The sequence below is a fragment of the Hydrogenophaga sp. FG152 genome (assembly GCF_057809615.1).
Genome location: NZ_JBMDKH010000006.1, coordinates 41097 through 58703, shown reverse-complemented (window position 1 = coordinate 58703; position 17607 = coordinate 41097). Strand labels below are relative to the sequence as shown.

At 66.0% G+C, this 17607-nt stretch carries 15 protein-coding genes and 1 tRNA gene; 11 read left to right on the top strand and 5 right to left on the bottom strand.

The features are described 5' to 3' along the window. Positions 1–121: 121 nt before the first annotated feature. The 4 genes from ACODTB_RS08985 to ACODTB_RS08970 form a co-directional block, all read right to left on the bottom strand. Positions 122–211 (bottom strand) — tRNA-Ser (locus ACODTB_RS08985). Positions 212–243: 32 nt separating this feature from the next. After that, positions 244–636, bottom strand: a complete 393-nt coding sequence (locus tag ACODTB_RS08980) for a DUF2237 family protein (protein WP_291115736.1) — start codon at positions 634–636, stop codon at positions 244–246. A 32-nt stretch (positions 637–668) separates the two neighbouring features. Further along, on the bottom strand, positions 669–1586 hold the full coding sequence (locus tag ACODTB_RS08975) for an SPFH domain-containing protein (RefSeq protein ID WP_291115733.1): 918 nt from the start codon (positions 1584–1586) through the stop codon (positions 669–671). A gap of 59 nt (positions 1587–1645) precedes the next feature. Next, entirely contained in the window at positions 1646–2071 is a 426-nt protein-coding gene (locus ACODTB_RS08970) for an NfeD family protein (protein WP_291115730.1), read from the bottom strand. 221 nt (positions 2072–2292) lie between these two features. Here ACODTB_RS08970 and ACODTB_RS08965 point away from each other — a divergent pair, with 221 nt between their 5' ends. Then, entirely contained in the window at positions 2293–4569 is a 2277-nt protein-coding gene (locus ACODTB_RS08965) for an Orn/Lys/Arg family decarboxylase (protein ID WP_291115727.1), read from the top strand. 63 nt (positions 4570–4632) lie between these two features. Here the strand turns inward: ACODTB_RS08965 and fabI are convergent, their stop codons facing one another. Next, positions 4633–5430 (bottom strand): enoyl-ACP reductase FabI, encoded by a 798-nt coding sequence (gene fabI, locus ACODTB_RS08960; protein WP_291115724.1) that lies wholly within the window; start codon positions 5428–5430, stop codon positions 4633–4635. A 38-nt stretch (positions 5431–5468) separates the two neighbouring features. On the opposite strand from fabI, the gene ACODTB_RS08955 reads away from it, so the two are divergent. The 10 genes from ACODTB_RS08955 to rbfA all read left to right on the top strand — a co-directional run bounded on the left by ACODTB_RS08955 (position 5469) and on the right by rbfA (position 17606). Further along, positions 5469–7304 (top strand): extracellular solute-binding protein, encoded by a 1836-nt coding sequence (locus ACODTB_RS08955; RefSeq protein ID WP_291115721.1) that lies wholly within the window; start codon positions 5469–5471, stop codon positions 7302–7304. A 17-nt stretch (positions 7305–7321) separates the two neighbouring features. Then, entirely contained in the window at positions 7322–8353 is a 1032-nt protein-coding gene (locus ACODTB_RS08950; RefSeq protein WP_291115718.1) for a microcin C ABC transporter permease YejB, read from the top strand. Beyond that, a complete protein-coding gene (locus ACODTB_RS08945) occupies positions 8353–9387 on the top strand; it encodes an ABC transporter permease (protein ID WP_291115715.1) in 1035 nt (344 codons plus the stop codon). Before ACODTB_RS08950 ends, ACODTB_RS08945 begins: the two co-directional genes overlap by 1 nt. Next, the gene (locus ACODTB_RS08940) at positions 9384–10991 is read left to right on the top strand and encodes an ABC transporter ATP-binding protein (protein ID WP_291115713.1); all 1608 of its coding nucleotides are present in this window, start codon (positions 9384–9386) and stop codon (positions 10989–10991) included. The genes ACODTB_RS08945 and ACODTB_RS08940 overlap by 4 nt, the downstream gene beginning before the upstream one ends. 77 nt (positions 10992–11068) lie before the next feature. Beyond that, the gene (locus tag ACODTB_RS08935; RefSeq protein ID WP_291115710.1) at positions 11069–11812 is read left to right on the top strand and encodes a DUF2189 domain-containing protein; all 744 of its coding nucleotides are present in this window, start codon (positions 11069–11071) and stop codon (positions 11810–11812) included. 3 nt (positions 11813–11815) lie between these two features. Beyond that, complete coding sequence (locus ACODTB_RS08930; protein WP_291115707.1) at positions 11816–12037, top strand: DUF2788 domain-containing protein; 222 nt, start codon at positions 11816–11818, stop codon at positions 12035–12037. A gap of 144 nt (positions 12038–12181) precedes the next feature. Continuing rightward, positions 12182–12781: a ribosome maturation factor RimP gene (gene rimP, locus ACODTB_RS08925; protein ID WP_291115704.1), complete on the top strand. Its 600-nt coding sequence runs from the start codon at positions 12182–12184 to the stop codon at positions 12779–12781. A 51-nt stretch (positions 12782–12832) separates the two neighbouring features. Then, positions 12833–14332 carry a transcription termination factor NusA gene (nusA, locus tag ACODTB_RS08920; protein WP_291115701.1) on the top strand — a complete coding sequence of 500 codons (1500 nt, stop codon included), beginning with the start codon at positions 12833–12835 and terminating at the stop codon, positions 14330–14332. 31 nt (positions 14333–14363) lie between these two features. Next, the gene (gene infB / locus ACODTB_RS08915; protein WP_291115698.1) at positions 14364–17231 is read left to right on the top strand and encodes a translation initiation factor IF-2; all 2868 of its coding nucleotides are present in this window, start codon (positions 14364–14366) and stop codon (positions 17229–17231) included. A gap of 3 nt (positions 17232–17234) precedes the next feature. After that, positions 17235–17606 carry a 30S ribosome-binding factor RbfA gene (rbfA, locus tag ACODTB_RS08910; RefSeq protein ID WP_291115695.1) on the top strand — a complete coding sequence of 124 codons (372 nt, stop codon included), beginning with the start codon at positions 17235–17237 and terminating at the stop codon, positions 17604–17606. Position 17607: the final 1 nt, after the last annotated feature.

The window sequence follows — 17607 nt, the reverse complement described above, 5'->3', positions numbered from 1 at the left end:
GTGTGACTTGCTACAAGTCAATTTGCACAGCGAGCAACAAAAAAAGCCCCGCACTCCTAGAGGGAGGACGGGGCTTTCAGGGGGCGTCTGAGACCTGATGAGAAGGTCCGAGACTCAATAATGGCGGAGAGGGCGGGATTCGAACCCGCGGTGGGGATTAGCCCACACACGCTTTCCAGGCGTGCGACTTAAACCACTCATCCACCTCTCCGCGAAGCCTGCGATTGTAGCAGGCGATTTCGTTCATCCCGCCGGGCTGCCGTCCGCCGTCTTGTGCCAGGCGTGTTGCTGAAGCACTTCCAGCGATACGTACTCCAGCGCCGCCGCGTGGGTGCTGTCCAGCACCACGGGCGGGGCGACGCCCGCGCGCAGGGCCTCCAGCCAGCGTTGCACACAGAGGCACCAGCGGTCGCCGGGCTTGAGGCCGGCGAAGCGCCATTGCGGGCGCGGGGTGCTCAGGTCGTTGCCGTGCTCTCGCGAGAAGTCCAGAAACGCCGCCGTGACACGGGCGCACACCACGTGCGTGCCGTGGTCTTCGGCGTCGGTCTCGCAGCAGCCGTCGCGGTAGAAGCCGGTGAGCGGGTCGTAGGAGCAGGGCACCAGCGGGCCGCCCAGCACGTTGCGCGACAAGGTCATGGTGGCGGCTCCGTGGTGAGGCTGGCGTTGCGTCAGGCGTTGGTCTTGCCCACGCCGACCATCTTCATGGCCGAGGTGATCAGCGCCGACACCTCGGTCATGTTGCTGGGCACGATGAGCGTGGTGGTGGCGTCGGCGGCGACCTTGCCGTAGGCCTCCACGGCTTTCTCGGCCACCTTGAGCTGCACGGCTTCCTGGCCGCCCGGCTGGCGGATGGCTTCGGCCACCTTGCGAATGGCTTCGGCGTTGGCTTCGGCCACCGCGAGGATGGCGGCGGCTTCACCTTGGGCGTTGTTGATCTCGGCCTGCTTTTCGCCTTCGGAGCGGGCAATGAAGGCTTCGCGCTCGCCGGTGGCGATGTTGATCTGTTCCTGGCGGCGGCCTTCGGACGCCGCGATCAGGGCGCGCTTCTCGCGCTCGGCGGTGATCTGCGACTGCATGGCGCGCAGGATGGCCTCGGGCGGCGTGAGGTCCTTGATTTCGTAGCGCAGCACCTTCACGCCCCAGTTCAGCGCGGCTTCGTCGATGGCCGAGACCACCTGCGCGTTGATCACGTCGCGTTCTTCGAAGGTCTTGTCGAGTTCCAGCTTGCCGATGACCGAGCGCAGCGAGGTCTGTGCCAGCTGGGTCACGGCCACGATGTAGTTGGACGAGCCGTAGCTCGCGCGCATGGGGTCGGTGACCTGGAAGTACAGGATGCCGTCCACTTGCAGCTGGGTGTTGTCGCGCGTGATGCAGACCTGGCTGGGTACGTCCAGCGGAATTTCCTTCAGGCTGTGCTTGTAGGCCACCTTGTCGACGAAGGGCACCAGGAAGTTCAGGCCCGGCGCGAGCGAAGAGTGGTACTTGCCCAGGCGCTCCACCACCCACGCGTTCTGCTGCGGCACGACCTTGATGGACCGTGTGATGAAGATGACGGCGATGATGAAGAGGAGGATGGCAATTTCCATGGCAATGGCTTCTCAGAAAGGTTTCAGGAGGGGCGAGGGTAGCGCATGCGTGTTCGCGCTCAGACCTTGTCAACCAGCAGGCGGTTGCCCACGAGCTCGGCCACGCGGTAGGCGCCTGGGGTGGGCGGGTTGCCCGGGCGCTGGATCACGGTCCATTGCGCGCCACGGTATTTCACGCTCGCGGTGCCGTCGGCGTGCCATTCGTCGATCTGCAGCACCTCGCCGATGTCGAGGTTGACGCTGCGCATGGCGCGCACCGAGGGGTCGCCGGCACCGCGTTTCTTGATGAAGTACCAGCCCACCACAGCAGCCGAGCCGACGACCGCCGCCGCGATCAGCTGCGCGGTGGTGCCCAGGCCGGCGTGTGCCGCGAGCGCGCCCGCGGCCAGGCCCACGGCGAGCATCAGCAGGTAAAAGGTGCCTGTGAAAAGCTCCAGCGCGACGGCGGCGCCGGCCAGCAGCCACCACACGGTTGAGTCCGACATGAATACTCCTGTCTTCAGAATGCCAAGGGAACCCGGGCGCGGCCCAAGGGTCTGGCCAGAAGGAATGTCTGGCTTGCGCCACATTCTGCGACAAAAGGCCGGCGCGTTCCGCAGGGAGACACGCGATTTCCGTACACTTCGCGCCTGCTTTGCCACCGTTGGGGTCCCCGCCGATGGTGCCCTTCCCCCGTAGCCGGCTGAACACGGCTGGAGAATCTCACATGAAATTCCGCTTTCCCATCGTCATCATCGATGAGGACTTCCGCTCGGAGAACACTTCGGGCCTGGGCATCCGCGCGCTGGCACAGGCCATCGAAGTCGAAGGCTTCGAGGTGGTGGGCGTGACGAGCTATGGCGACATGAGCCAGTTCGCGCAGCAGCAGAGCCGGGCGAGTGCCTTCATCCTGTCGATCGACGACGAGGAGTTCAGCCACGGCGACGACATCGACCCCGTGGTGCTGAACCTGCGCAGCTTCATCGACGAGGTGCGCCGCAAGAACGCCGACGTGCCGATCTACATCTACGGCGAGACCAAGACCAGCCGGCACCTGCCCAACGACGTGCTGCGCGAGCTGCATGGCTTCATCCACATGTTCGAGGACACGCCGGAGTTCGTGGCGCGCCACATCATCCGCGAGGCCAAGAGCTACCTCGAAGGCATCCAGCCGCCGTTCTTCAAGGCCTTGCTGGACTACGCGGAAGACGGCTCCTATTCGTGGCACTGCCCGGGGCACTCGGGCGGCGTGGCGTTCCTCAAGAGCCCGGTGGGCCAGATGTTCCACCAGTTCTTCGGCGAGAACATGCTGCGCGCCGACGTGTGCAACGCAGTGGAAGAGCTGGGCCAGCTGCTGGACCACAACGGCGCGATCGGTGCGAGCGAGCGCAATGCCGCGCGCATCTTCAACGCCGACCACTGCTTCTTCGTCACCAACGGCACGTCCACCTCCAACAAGATGGTGTGGCACCACACGGTGGCGCCGGGTGACGTGGTGGTGGTGGATCGCAATTGCCACAAGTCCATCCTGCACAGCATCATCATGACGGGCGCAATCCCCGTCTTCCTCAAGCCCACGCGCAACCACTACGGCATCATCGGCCCGATCCCGCAGAGCGAATTCGAGATCGAGGCCATCCAGGCCAAGATCCGCGCCAATCCGCTGCTGGCCGGCGTGGACGCCGAGACCGTGAAGCCGCGCGTGCTCACGCTGACGCAGTCCACCTACGATGGCGTGCTCTACAACACCGAGGCCATCAAGCAGATGCTGGACGGCTACGTGGCCAACCTGCATTTCGACGAAGCCTGGCTGCCGCACGCGGCCTTCCACCCGTTCTACGGCAATTTCCACGCCATGGGCAAGAAGCGCGCGCGGCCGATGGAGTCGGTGGTGTACGCGACGCAGTCCATCCACAAGCTGCTGGCCGGCATCAGCCAGGCCAGCCACGTGCTCGTGCAGGATTCGCAGAATGTGAAGCTGGACCGCCACCTCTTCAACGAGGCCTACCTGATGCACACCAGCACCAGCCCGCAGTACGCCATCATCGCCAGCTGCGACGTGGCCGCGGCCATGATGGAGCCGCCCGGCGGCCGTGCGCTGGTGGAAGAGAGCATCTTCGAAGCGCTCGATTTCCGCCGCGCCATGCGCAAGGTGGAAGCCGAGTTCGGTGAGGACGACTGGTGGTTTAAGGTCTGGGGGCCGGACGACCTGGCCGACGAAGGCATGGGCGAGACCGGCGACTGGGTGCTCAAGCAGAAGGACGTGTCCTTCAGCGAGAAGGACTGGCACGGCTTTGGCGACATGGCGCCCGGCTTCAACATGCTGGACCCGATCAAGGCGACCATCGTCACCCCGGGCCTGAACCTGGACGGCCGTTTCGAAACCAACGGCATTCCGGCGTCCATCGTCACCAAGTTCCTGGCCGAGCACGGTGTGGTGGTGGAGAAGACGGGCCTGTACAGCTTCTTCATCATGTTCACCATCGGCATCACCAAGGGCCGCTGGAACACGCTGCTGACCGCGCTGCAGCAGTTCAAGGACGACTACGCCAAGAACCAGCCGATGTGGCGCATCCTGCCGGAGTTCTGCCAGAAGCATCCGCGCTACGAGCAGATGGGCCTGCGCGACCTGTGCCAGCACGTGCACGAGCTGTACGCCCGCTACGACATCGCGCGCCTCACCACCGAGATGTACCTGAGTGACCTCACGCCGGCGATGAAGCCCACCGATGCCTTCGCGCACATCGCGCAACGCACCACCGAGCGTGTGCCGATCGACGCGCTGGAAGGCCGCATCACCACCAGTCTGGTGACGCCGTACCCGCCGGGCATTCCGTTGCTGATCCCGGGTGAGGTGTTTAACAAGAAGATCGTGGACTACCTGAAGTTCGCGCGCGAGTTCAACCTGCAGTGCCCGGGCTTCGAGACCGACATCCACGGTCTGGTGGAAGTGGTGGGCGACGACGGCCGCAAGAGCTATTTCGCGGACTGCGTGAAGGCCTGAGGCCCCCGGGCCTCCGTGCCGCGAGGCGCCCCGGCCACGTCAGTGGCGCGGGGCGTTTCCATTTCAGAGCATGGCCTGGCTGTCGCGGCTCACGCCCGTGGTCTGGGCGTAGCCGCCGTCCACGTAAGTGATTTCGGCCGACACGCCCGAGGCGAGGTCGGACAGCAGGAACGCGGCCACGTTGCCCACTTCCTCGATGGTGATGTTGCGGCGGATCGGCGCGGCGGAAGCCACGAGGTTGAGCAGCTTGCCGAAGTCCTTGATGCCGCTGGCCGCCAGCGTCTTGATCGGGCCGGCGCTGATGCCGTTGACGCGCATGCCCTTGGGCCCGAGCGACTCGGCGAGGTAGCGCACGGATGCCTCCAGGCTGGCCTTGGCCAGGCCCATGGTGTTGTAGTTCGGCACCGCGCGGATCGCGCCCATGTAGCTCAGCGTGAGCAGCGAAGCCTTGTCGTTCAGGTAGGGCAGGGCCGCCTTGGCCATGCCAGGGAAGCTGTAGGCGCTGATGTCGTGCGCGATGCGGAAGGCTTCGCGCGAGAGGCCTTCGAGGAAGTCGCCGGTGATGGCCTCGCGTGGGGCGAAGCCGATGCTGTGCACGAAGCCGTCGAACTTGGGCCAGGCCTGCGACAGGTCGGCGAACATCTTGTCGATCTGGGCGTCGTCGCTCACGTCGCAGTCGAAGATGAGCTTGGAATCGAAGTCGGCCGCGAACTCGGTGATGCGGTCCTTGAAGCGGTCACCGACGTAGCTGAACGCCAGCTCGGCGCCTTGTTGGTGGCAGGCCTTGGCAATGCCGTAGGCGATGGATCGGTTGGACAGCACGCCCGTGATCAGCAGTTTCTTGCCAGCGAGAAAACCCATTTTTCAGTCTCCAGAGAAAAATCCTTCAGAATTGTCTCATGCGTCGTTCCGCCCCTTGCCTCCACCGCCGTCTCGCGACGCTGTGCGCGGCCGTGGCCCTGGTGGCGTGGAGCCCGGCCAGCTGGGCGGCCCATGGCTATGCGCTGTGGGGCGACCTGAAGTACCCGGCGGGTTTCACGAACTTCGACTACGTGAACCCGAACGCGCCGCAGGGTGGCGAGCTGCGGCTGGTGAGCAACCAGCGGGTGTCCACCTTCGACAAGTACAACCCGTTCACCATCCGGGGTTCGGCACCGGCCTACCTCGCCGCACTGGTGTTCGACACCTTGCTCACACCCTCGCTGGACGAGACCGCGTCGGCCTATGGGCTGCTGGCCAGCGATGTCTCGGTGGCCGACGATGGCCTGTCGGCCACGTTCAAGCTGCGTGCCGAGGCGCGGTTTCACAACGGCGATCCTGTACTGGCTGCGGACGTGCGCCACAGCTACGACACGCTGATGAGCCCGCAGACCATGCCGGCCTACAAGACGCTGCTGGAAGAGGTCGCAGGGCTGGACGTGATCGACGAGCGCACGGTGCGCTTCCGCTTCAAGCGGCCGAACCGCGAACTGCCGCTGACGGTGGGCACCATTCCCGTTTTCAGCCGCAAGTGGGGCATGGTGGACGGCAAGGCCAAGCCGTTCGATCAAGTGGTCATGGACGTGCCGATTGGCAGCGGGCGCTACAAGATCGGCCCCGTGGTGTTCGGGCGCGACATCACCTACGTGCGCGACCCGAACTACTGGGCCCGCGATCTCAACGTCAAGCGCGGCACGGACAACTTCGACCGCATCACGGTCAAGATCTACAAGGACAACACCGCCCGCCTGGAGGGCTTCAAGGCCGGCGAATACGACCTGATGCAGGTGTTTTCCGCGGGTGACTGGGCCCGCCGCGTGAACGGCAAGCGCTTCGACAGCGGTGAGCTGGTCAAGGGCGAATTCGCCCATCGGCTGCCCTCGGGTTTCCAGAGCTACGTGCTCAACACGCGCAACCCCAAGCTGGCGGACGTGCGGGTGCGCGAGGCGCTGGGCCTGGCCATTGACTACGAGTGGATGAACCGCCAGATGTTCTACAGCTCGTACCACCGTGTGAATGGCTTGTTCGGCAACACCGATTGCGAAACCACGGGCCTGCCCACGGCGCAGGAGCTGGCGCTGCTGGAGCCCTGGCGCGGCAAGGTGCCTGATGCGGTCTTCGGCCCTATGACCGTGCCCCCGCGCACCGATGGAGACTCCTCGCTGCGGGCGAACCTGCGCAAGGCCCGCGCCCTCCTGAGCGAGGCGGGCTGGACGGTGCGCGACGGCGCGCTGCGCAATGCCAAGGGTGAGCCCATGGTGCTGGAGTACCTGGACAGCCGCGAGGGCGGCGTGCGCACCGTCGGCCCGTGGATCCGCAACCTGGAGAAATTGGGCATTCGCCTGAACTTCCGCTCCGTGGACTACGCCCTCTACCAGCAACGGGTCGATCGTTTCGAGTACGAGATGATTTCGATCGCCTTTCCGGGCACCAACAACCCGGGGCAGGAGTACGTCGAGATCTTCGGCAGCAAGGCGGCGGACACGCCGAGCTCGGGCAATTTCGCGGGTGTCAAGAGCCCGGCGGTCGATGCCCTGTTGAGGCGCATGACCAGTTCCCGGACCAAGGCCGAGCTGCTGCCAGCCTGCCACGCGCTGGAGCGCGTGATCGCGCACAGCCACTACCTGATCCCGCAATGGACGGTCAACGAACACCGCATGGCCTACAACGCCACGCGCCTGGACAAGCCTGCCAGCATGCCGCCCTACACCCAGGCCGAGACCTGGGCCATGAGCACCTGGTGGGCCAGAAAATGACCTGCCGCTGACCCCCTATGCTTTCTTACATCCTCAAACGCCTGCTGCTCATGCTGCCCACGTTGTTCGGGGTGCTGCTGTTGACGTTTGTGGTGATCCAGTTCGTGCCCGGTGGCCCGGTGGAGCAGTACCTGGCCGACGCGCGCGCGGCGGGCGGGCCCGGCGGCGCGGAGGGCAGCGGCATGACCTACCGGGGGGCTCAAGGTGTGGACCCGCAGCGCCTGGAACAGATCAAGGCGCTCTATGGATTCGACAAGCCCGCGCACACGCGGTTCGTCGAAATGCTGGGCCGCTTCGCGCGCTTCGATCTGGGCAACAGCTTCTTCCAGAACAAGCCGGTGAGCCAGCTCATCGCCGAGAAGCTGCCGGTGTCCATCAGCCTGGGTTTGTGGACCTTTCTCATCAGCTACGGCGTGGCCGTGCCGCTGGGTGTGGCCAAGGCCGTGCGGGCGGGCACGCGCTTCGATCTGGTCAGCACCTTGCTCGTGCTCGTGGGCTATGCCATTCCGGGCTTCGTGCTGGGCGTGGCGCTGCTGGTGATCTTCGGCGGGCAGCTGCAGTGGTTCCCGCTGCGTGGCCTGACCTCCGCCAACTGGGAGGAGCTGAGCTGGGGCGCGCGCATCGTGGACTACCTCTGGCACATCACGCTGCCCGTCACGGCCATGGTGCTGGGCAGCTTCGCGGTCACGTCCATGCTGACCAAGAACGCCTTCCTGGAGGAGATCCGCAAGCAGTATGTGATGACGGCGCGCGCCAAGGGCTTGTCGGAGCGGCAGGTGCTGTGGAAACACGTGTTCCGCAATGCGCTCATCCCCATCGTCACCGGTTTTCCGGCGGCCTTCATCGGCGCCTTCTTCACGGGGGCGCTGCTCATTGAAACCCTGTTCTCGCTGGATGGCCTGGGCCTGCTGAGCTACGAGAGCGTGATCCGGCGCGACTACCCGGTCGTCATGGGCACGCTGTTCCTGTTCACCCTGATCGGACTGGTCACCAAGCTGATCTCCGACCTTTGCTACGTGTGGGTGGACCCCCGCGTGAAGTTCGACTGATGGCCACGGCGTCCCTGAGTCCCGGCCGGCGCGCCTGGCTGCGCTTCAAGCGCAACCGGCTCGGCTACTGGAGCCTGGTGATTTTCTGTGCGCTGGTGGTGGCCAGCCTCTTCGCCGAGGTGCTGTCCAACGACCGGCCGCTGATCGTGCGCTACGAGGGCAAGACCTATTTCCCGGTGGTGCAGGACCATGCGGAGACCGTCTTCGGGGGCGACTTCGAAACGCCCACCGACTACCTCGACCCCTTCATCCGCGAGCAGATCACCCGGGGCGACAACTGGGCGCTCTACGCACCCAACCCCTACGGTGCGCAGACCATCAACTACTTCGCCAAATCGCCCAATCCGTCGGCGCCCACGTGGGACAACTGGCTGGGCACCGACGACCGGGGGCGCGATCTGCTGGCGCAGCTGATCTACGGCTTTCGCGTGAGTGTGCTGTTCGCGCTGGCGCTCACCGCCATCGGGGTGGTGCTGGGCGTCATCACCGGCGCGATCCAGGGCTTCTTTGGCGGCAAGACCGACCTGGCCTTCCAGCGCTTCATCGAGATCTGGAGTTCCATGCCGGAGCTGTATCTGCTCATCATCTTCTCGGCCGTGTTCTCGCCCAGCCTGGGCCTGCTGCTGATCCTGCTCAGCCTGTTCGGCTGGATGGGCCTGTCCGACTACGTGCGCGCGGAGTTTCTGCGCAACCGCCAGCTCGACTACGTGCGCGCGGCGCGCGCCATGGGCCTGTCGAACGGGCAGATCATCTGGCGCCATGTGCTGCCCAACAGCCTGACGCCCGTGGTCACCTTCCTGCCGTTCCGCATGAGTGCGGCCATCCTGGCGCTGACCTCGCTGGACTTCCTCGGCCTGGGTGTGCCGCCGGGCACACCGTCGCTGGGCGAGTTGCTCAGCCAGGGCAAGAACAGCATCGACGCCTGGTGGATTTCCCTTTCCACGTTCGCGGTGCTGGTGATCACCCTGCTGCTGCTCACCTTCATGGGCGATGCGCTGCGCGACGCGCTGGACCCCAGAAAGGCCGACAAATGACGGCCCCGATGCTGCTCGAAGTCAGCGATCTGCGCGTGGCGTTCGCCGGGCAGGAGGTCGTGCATGGCATCGATTTCTCGATCCGCGCCGGCGAGAAGCTCGCGCTGGTGGGCGAATCGGGTTCGGGCAAGACGGTGTCGGCGCTCTCGCTGTTGCGGCTGGTGCACAACGCGGACGTGTCCGGCCGTGCGCTGCTGCAGGGCAAGGACCTGCTCGCCATGACCGAGCGCCAGCTGCGTGGCGTTCGGGGCGACGAGGTGGCGGTCGTGTTCCAGGAGCCCATGAGCGCGCTCAACCCGCTCTACACCGTGGGCGATCAGATCCGTGAGGTGCTGCAGCTCAAGAAGGGCCTCTCGCTCCGCCAGGCTGTGGTGGCGTCCCACGAGTTGCTGGCCTCCACCGGCATTCCAGAGCCGGCGCGCCGCGCCAACGCCTTTCCGCACCAGCTCAGCGGCGGCCAGCGCCAGCGCGCCATGATCGCCATGGCCCTGGCCAGCGCGCCCAAGCTGCTGCTGGCCGACGAACCCACCACCGCGCTGGATGTGACCCTGCGCGTGCAGATCCTCGACCTGCTCGCGGACCTGCAGCGGCAGCACGGCATGGCGGTGCTGCTGATCACGCACGACCTGAACCTCGTGCGCCGCTTCGCGGACCGCGTGGCCGTGATGGAACGGGGCCACCTGGTGGAGCAGGGCGGGGTGGGCGACGTGTTCGATGCGCCCGAACACCCCTACACCCGCAAGCTGCTGGCCAGCAAGCCCGAGCGCGACGTGGCCGAGCCGGCGGTGCGGGCCGATGCGGCGCCTGTGCTGAAGTCCCGGAGTCTGCGCGTGAGCTATCCCGTGCGGCTGCCAGGTTTCAAGGGGTGGTTCAGAAAGGGCGAGTTCGTGGCGGTGCACGGCGCCGACATGGTGATCGCCCCAGGGCAGACGCTGGGCGTGATCGGCGAGTCTGGCTCGGGCAAGTCCACCCTGGCGCTGGCCGCGCTGGGCCTGCTGCCGCACCAGGGCAGCCTGCAGATCGATGGCACGGACTGGGCGCAGGCGAAAAAGGCCGGTCGGGACCGCGCCGTGCGCCAGCGCATCCAGGTGGTGTTCCAGGACCCGTTTTCCTCGCTCTCGCCGCGCCTGACCGTCGAGCAGATCGTGGGCGAGGGTCTTCAGGTGCACCAGCCAGGGCTGTCGGCGGCGCAGCGGCGCGAACGGGTGGTGACCGCGCTGGCCGACGTGGGGCTGGTTGACGACCCCGAGCACGGCAGCGACTGGCTGCAGCGTTACCCGCATGAGTTCTCGGGCGGTCAGCGGCAGCGGCTGGCGATCGCCCGTGCCTTGATCGTCGATCCGCAATTGCTGGTGCTCGACGAGCCCACCAGCGCACTCGACGTGACGGTGCAGAAGCAGGTGCTGTCGCTGCTGCAGCGCCTGCAGCGAGAGCGGGGTCTGAGCTACCTGCTGATCACGCACGACGTGGATGTGATCCACGCCATGGCGCACGACGTGATGGTGATGAAGGACGGTGTGGTGGTGGAGCATGGGCCGGTGGACCGGGTCCTGCAGGCGCCCGGGCACCCCTACACGCGCGCGCTGGTGCAGGCCGCCGCCTGAACCCACACCGTTCTTGATCTGCGTCAGTCGCTGGCGCGGGCGCGGAGGCTATAACGCGCCCAATGGTTGTGGATCGCATGCCTTCGTCGCCAGTCACGCTGACTTCGCCCGCGCGCTGGGTGGCGGCGGGCTGGGCCGACCTCTGCCGCAACCCCGTGCCGGGGCTGGTGCATGGCCTGCTGGTCACCGCCTTTGGCGCCTTGCTGCTGTGGATCGCGCGCGACCGCTTCTGGCTGCTCGCCGGCGCCTTCTCGGGTTTTCTCATCGTCGCGCCGATCCTGGCCACCGGCCTGTACGCGGTCAGCGGGGGGCTGGAACGCGGTCAGCGCATCGGCATGGCCGAGGTGTGGGGGCTCTGGCGCTCGGGCGACGCCCGGCTGGTGCGCTTTGGTCTGCTGCTGGGGCTGGCGGGCACCGGCTGGGTGCTGACCTCGGCGGCGCTGATCACCCTGTGGTCGCCCCTGCCCATTCACAAGCCGATGGATTTTCTGCGCCACGTGGTGCTGGTGCGCGAGATCGGCCTGTTCGAGGTCTGGCTGCTGCTGGGCGCGTTGCTGGCCGCCCCGGTCTTCGCGTCCACCCTGGTGGCGCTGCCCATGCTGGTGGATCGGCCGGTGACGGTCAGCACGGCGGTGTTCCGCAGCTGGCGCGCCGTGGCCAGCCACCCGGGCCCGGCCACGTGGTGGGCGGTCTGCATTGCGCTGCTCGCTGGCCTGGGCATGGCGTCGGGCCTGCTGGGCCTGATCGTGCTCATTCCGCTGATGGGCCACGCCAGCTGGCACGCCTACCGCGATCTGACCGCCGGGGACGGGCAGGGCTGAGCGATGGAAGCCACCGTCCTGGGCTTCACGGAGGGCCAGATCGCACAGTTCGGGCTGACCTTCGGTGTCGGTGCCTTCATCCTCTACATGCTGTTCATCGTGCTCAACCTGGCGCGCGAGTCCAAGGCGGGGAAATTTGGTACTTTTGTCCTCTTCCTGGTGCTTTCTTTCGGCATGTTGGGCTTTCTGGCCAAGAACCTCATCCAATGGGTGCTGGGCATCTGAGCGAGGTTGCCAGATAGCGCACAGAAGCGTTACAATGCTGGCTTCACGACCAAATGGGCGGGTAACTACCGGCCCATTTTTTTTGGCCGAACGCTTTTGGCCCCACGGACCGCCGGGGGCGAACCCTGGGCAGACACCACACGAATGGCTTGGCAAGACACCGTAGAGCAGACCGTCACCGGACTGGGCTTTGACCTGGTGGAACTCGAACGCTCCGCTGGCGGTCTGTTGCGGGTGACGATCGACTGGCCCTGGCAGGCGCCCGTGGAGGGGCAGCCGATGCCCGCCGAGCGCTTTGTGACGGTGGAGGATTGCGAGAAGGTCACGCGCCAGCTGCAGTACCTGCTGGAAGTGGAAGGTCTGGAGTACCGGCGCCTCGAAGTGGGCTCGCCGGGCATTGATCGCCCGCTCAAGCGCGAGATCGATTACGTGCGGTTCGAAGGCCACGTGGTGGACCTGACCCTGAAGGCGCCGATCGGCGCCACGGGGACCGATGTGGCGGCGAACCGCAAGAAATTTCGCGGCACGCTCGAACGTGCCGACGACGGTGTGCAGTGGCAGGTGGTCTGGAGCGATGCGCCCGAACCCAAGCCGGGGCAGCGCGTGAGCAAGAAGCGCGCGCCCGTGCCGCTGCAGGCCCTGGCTTTTGCGCTGGCGGATGTCCAGCAGGCGCGGCTTGCGCCGATCGTGAATTTCAAGGGCCGGCAGGCCCCTGGCGCGGCCGCTGCGCCGGGCGATGAATGAGAGAAAACGTTGTGACTACGGAAAAGCTATTCGGAAAGGTGGGCGAGTGAAATGAACCGCGAAATGTTGATGCTGATCGATGCGATCTCCCGCGAGAAGAACGTCGAGCGCGACGTGGTGCTCGGCGCCGTGGAGCTCGCACTGGCCTCGGCCACCAAGAAACTCTACAAGGGCGATGTCGACATCCGCGTCGCGATGGACCCGGACACCGGCGCCTACGAAACCTTCCGCCGCTGGCTGGTCGTGCCCGATGAGGCCGGCCTGCAGAACCCGGATGCCGAAGAAATGCTCAGCGATGCGCGCGAGGAACTCGCCGACATCGAGGAGGGCGACTACATCGAGAAGCCGGTGGAAAGCGTGCCGATCGGCCGCATCGGCGCGATGGCCGCCAAGCAGGTGATCCTGCAGAAGATCCGCGACGCCGAGCGCGAGATGCTGCTCAACGACTTCATGTCGCGCGGCGACAAGATCTTCGTGGGCACCGTCAAGCGCATGGACAAGGGCGACCTGATCGTCGAGAGCGGCCGGGTTGAAGGCCGCCTCAAGCGCGGCGAGATGATCCCCAAGGAAAACTTCCGCACCGGCGACCGCGTGCGAGCCATGATCATGGAGGTGGACCTGACGCTGCGCGGCGCGCCCATCCTTCTGTCGCGCTCGGCCCCGTCCTTCATGATCGAGCTCTTCCGCCAGGAAGTGCCCGAGATCGAGCAAGGCCTGCTGGAGATCAAGACCTGCGCCCGCGACCCGGGTTCGCGCGCCAAGATCGCCGTGCACAGCTTCGACAAGCGCATCGACCCCATCGGCACCTGCGTCGGTGTGCGCGGTTCGCGCGTCAACGGCGTGACCAACGAGCTTGCTGGCGAGCGCGTGGACATCGTGCTGTGGTCGGAAGACCCGGCGCAGTTCGTGATCGGCGCGCTGGCCCCGGCCAACGTGGTCTCCATCGTGGTGGACGAAGAGCGCCACGCGATGGACGTGGTGGTCGATGAGGAAAACCTCGCGATCGCGATTGGCCGTGGCGGCCAGAACGTGCGCCTGGCTTCGGAACTGACCGGCTGGCGCATCAACATCATGACCGCCGACGAATCGGCGCAGAAGCAGGCCGAAGAGGCCGACGGCATCCGCAAGGTGTTCATGGCCAAGCTGGACGTGGACCAGGAGATCGCCGACATCCTGATCGAGGAAGGTTTCACCAGCCTCGAGGAAGTGGCCTACGTGCCGCTGCAGGAAATGCTTGAGATCGAATCTTTCGACGAAGACACCGTCAACGAGTTGCGCACGCGCGCCAAGGACGCCCTGCTGACGATGGAAATCGCGCGGGAAGAAAGCGTCGAGGAAGTCTCGCAGGACCTGCGCGACCTCGAAGGCGTGACACCCGAGCTGATCGCCAAGTTGGCCGACGCCGGTGTCCACACCCGCGACGAGCTGGCCGACCTGGCCACCGACGAACTCACCGACATCACCGCACAGACGCCTGAAGAGGCCACGGCGCTGATCATGCTGGCACGCGCGCACTGGTTCACCGGTGACGAAGCGCAATCCACGAACTGACCAGCGGAGGCCCCAGCGGAGAAAAGAACCCATGACCAGTACCACCGTCGCCGAATTGGCTGCCGAGCTGAACAAGCCCACTTCCGTCCTGCTGGAGCAACTCACAGCAGCCGGAGTGCCCAAGACTTCCGGGACCGATGCGGTCACCGAATCCGACAAGCAGTCGCTGCTCGGCCACCTCAAGGCCAGCCACGGCACGGCCGGGGGTGAGCGCAAGAAGATCACCCTGGTCAAGAAATCGACCTCCGAGATCAAGCAGGCCGATGCGACCGGGCGCGCCCGCACCATCCAGGTGGAAGTGCGCAAGAAGCGCACTTTCATCAAGCGCGACGACGAGGTGGCTGTGCCCGAGGCCGTGGCCGAAGCCGCGCCGACCGCACCCGCGATCGACACCGAGGAACTGGCCCGGCGCGAGGAAGACGCGCGCCGCCAGGCCGAGCTGCTGCGCCGCCAGGAAGAAGAACTGACGCAGAAGCGCCAGGCCCGCGAGGCCGAGGAAGCCCGCCAGGCCAAGGCCGAGCAGGAGCGTGCAGCCGCGGTCGAAGCCGCTGAGGCTGCCGCGCGCGTCGCCGCCGAGGCCGCCGCGCCGGTTTCGGTGGATGAGGCCGCCGCCGCCAAGGCGAGCAAGGACGCTCAGGCCAAGACGGCTTCGCTGGAGCGCGAGTCCGCTGCCCGCGTTCTGGCCGACAAGAACGCCGAAGCCAAGAAGGCCGAGGAACTGCGCGCGCAGGACCTGCTGGAGCGCCGCCGCAAGGCCGAGGCCGAAGCCGCGAACATCCGCGCGATGATGTCCGCTCCCGCCAGGACCCTGGTGGCCAAGAAGCCGGAGCCGGCGCCTGTTGCCGACCCGAAGGCGGGCATCAAGGGCACGCTGCACAAGCCAGCGGGCACGCCAGGCAAGGCGCCCGCCACGGCCGGCGCCACGGCGGCCGCTCCGGGCGGTGCCGCGGGCAAGAAGGAAGTCAAGTCCGAGAACCTGTCCTCCACCTGGAAGGACGACGCGGCCAAGAAGAAGGAAATCAAGACCCGTGGCGACACCAGCGCCGGGCGTTCCAACTGGCGTGGCGGCCCACGTGGCCGCCGCAACGACCGCGATTCGCGCGATGCCGGCCAGAGCAGCTTCGTGGCACCGACCGAGTTCAAGGTGATCGAAGTGCACGTGCCCGAGACCATCACCGTGGCCGAACTCGCGCACAAGATGAGCCTGAAGTCGTCCGAGGTCATCAAGCAGCTGATGAAGCTGGGCCAGATGGTCACCATCAACCAGCCGCTGGACCAGGACACCGCCATGATCGTGGTGGAGGAACTGGGCCACAAGGCCATCGTGGCCGCGCTGGACGACCCCGAGGCCTTCACCGACGAGGAAGCCGCGCAACAGGACGCCGAGGCATTGCCTCGCGCGCCGGTGGTCACCGTCATGGGCCACGTCGACCACGGCAAGACCTCGCTGCTCGACTACATCCGCCGTGCCAAGGTGGCTGCGGGCGAAGCCGGCGGCATCACGCAGCACATTGGTGCGTACCACGTGGAAACCGAGCGCGGCATGATCTCGTTCCTCGACACCCCGGGCCACGAGGCGTTCACCGCCATGCGTGCCCGCGGTGCCCAGGCCACCGACATCGTGATCCTGGTCTGCGCGGCCGACGACGGCGTCATGCCACAGACCAGGGAAGCCATCAAGCACGCGAAGGCGGCGGGTGTGCCGATGGTCGTGGCCCTGACCAAGATCGACAAGCCGGGCATCAACCTGGAGAAGGTTCGTTCCGAACTGATCGCCGAAGAAGTGGTGCCGGAAGAGTTTGGCGGTGACACCCCATTCGTGGGCGTGTCGGCCAAGACCGGTGCGGGCGTGGACGCGCTGCTCGAACAGGTGCTGCTGCAGGCCGAAGTGCTGGAGCTCAAGGCGCCGGTGGATGCCATGGCCAAGGGCCTGGTGATCGAAGCGCGCCTGGACAAGGGACGCGGTGCCGTGGCCACGGTGCTGGTGCAGAGCGGCACGCTCAAGACCGGCGACGTGATCCTGGTCGGCCAGACCTCGGGCCGCGTGCGCGCCATGCTCGACGAGAACGGCAAGCCCATCAAGGCGGCCGGCCCGTCGATTCCGGTGGAAATCCAGGGCCTGTCCGAAGTGCCTCAGGCTGGCGACGACTTCATGGTGATGACCGACGAGCGCCGTGCGCGTGAAATCGCCACCTACCGTGCCGGCAAGTTCCGCAACACCAAGCTGGCCAAGCAACAGGCCGCCAAGCTGGAGAACATGTTCTCCGACATGACGGCGGGCGAGGTCAAGCTGCTGCCCATCATCGTCAAGGCCGACGTGCAGGGTTCGCAGGAAGCGCTGTCGGCCTCGCTGCTCAAGCTTTCGACCGAAGAGGTCAAGGTGCAGCTGGTGTTCGCCGGGGTCGGTGGCATCAGCGAATCGGACGTCAACCTGGCCATCGCCTCCAAGGCGGTGATCATCGGCTTCAACGTGCGTGCCGACGTGGGCGCGCGCAAGCTGGCCGAGGGCAACGACGTGGACCTGCGCTACTACAACATCATCTACGACGCCGTGGACGATCTGAAGGCGGCCATGTCCGGCATGCTGGCGCCCGAGAAGCGCGAAGAGGTCATCGGCTCGGCCGAGATCCGCACCGTGTTCGTGGCCTCCAAGATTGGCACGGTCGCTGGCTGTATGGTCACCTCCGGCATGGTCACGCGCAACGCGCATTTCCGTCTGCTCCGCGACAACGTGGTGGTCTACACCGGCGAGATCGACACGCTCAAGCGCCTCAAGGACGATGTGCGCGAAGTCAAGGAAGGCTTCGAGTGCGGTATCAAGCTGAAGAACTACAACGACATCAAGGAAGGCGACCAGCTCGAATTCTTCGAAGTCAAGGAAGTGGCGCGCACGCTGTAAACCATGCCCCGCAAAGCATCATCCACCCCCAACCGCGGTTTCCGCGTGGCCGACCAGATCCAGCGGGATCTGGCCGAGCTGATCGCGCGCGAGCTCAAGGACCCGCGGGTGGGCATGGTCACGATCAATGCGGTGGAGGTCACGCCCGACTACGCGCACGCCAAGGTGTTCTTCAGCCTGCTGACCGGCAACCCCGATGAGACCCTGCAGGGCCTCAACGCGGCGGCCGGTTTCCTGCGCAATGGCCTGTTCAAGCGCCTGCACATCCACACCGTGCCGACGCTGCATTTCGTGTTCGACCGCACCACCGAGCGCGCGGCCGACATGAACGCCTTGATTTCCAAGGCCGTGTCTTCTCGTTCAAAGGAAGAATGAG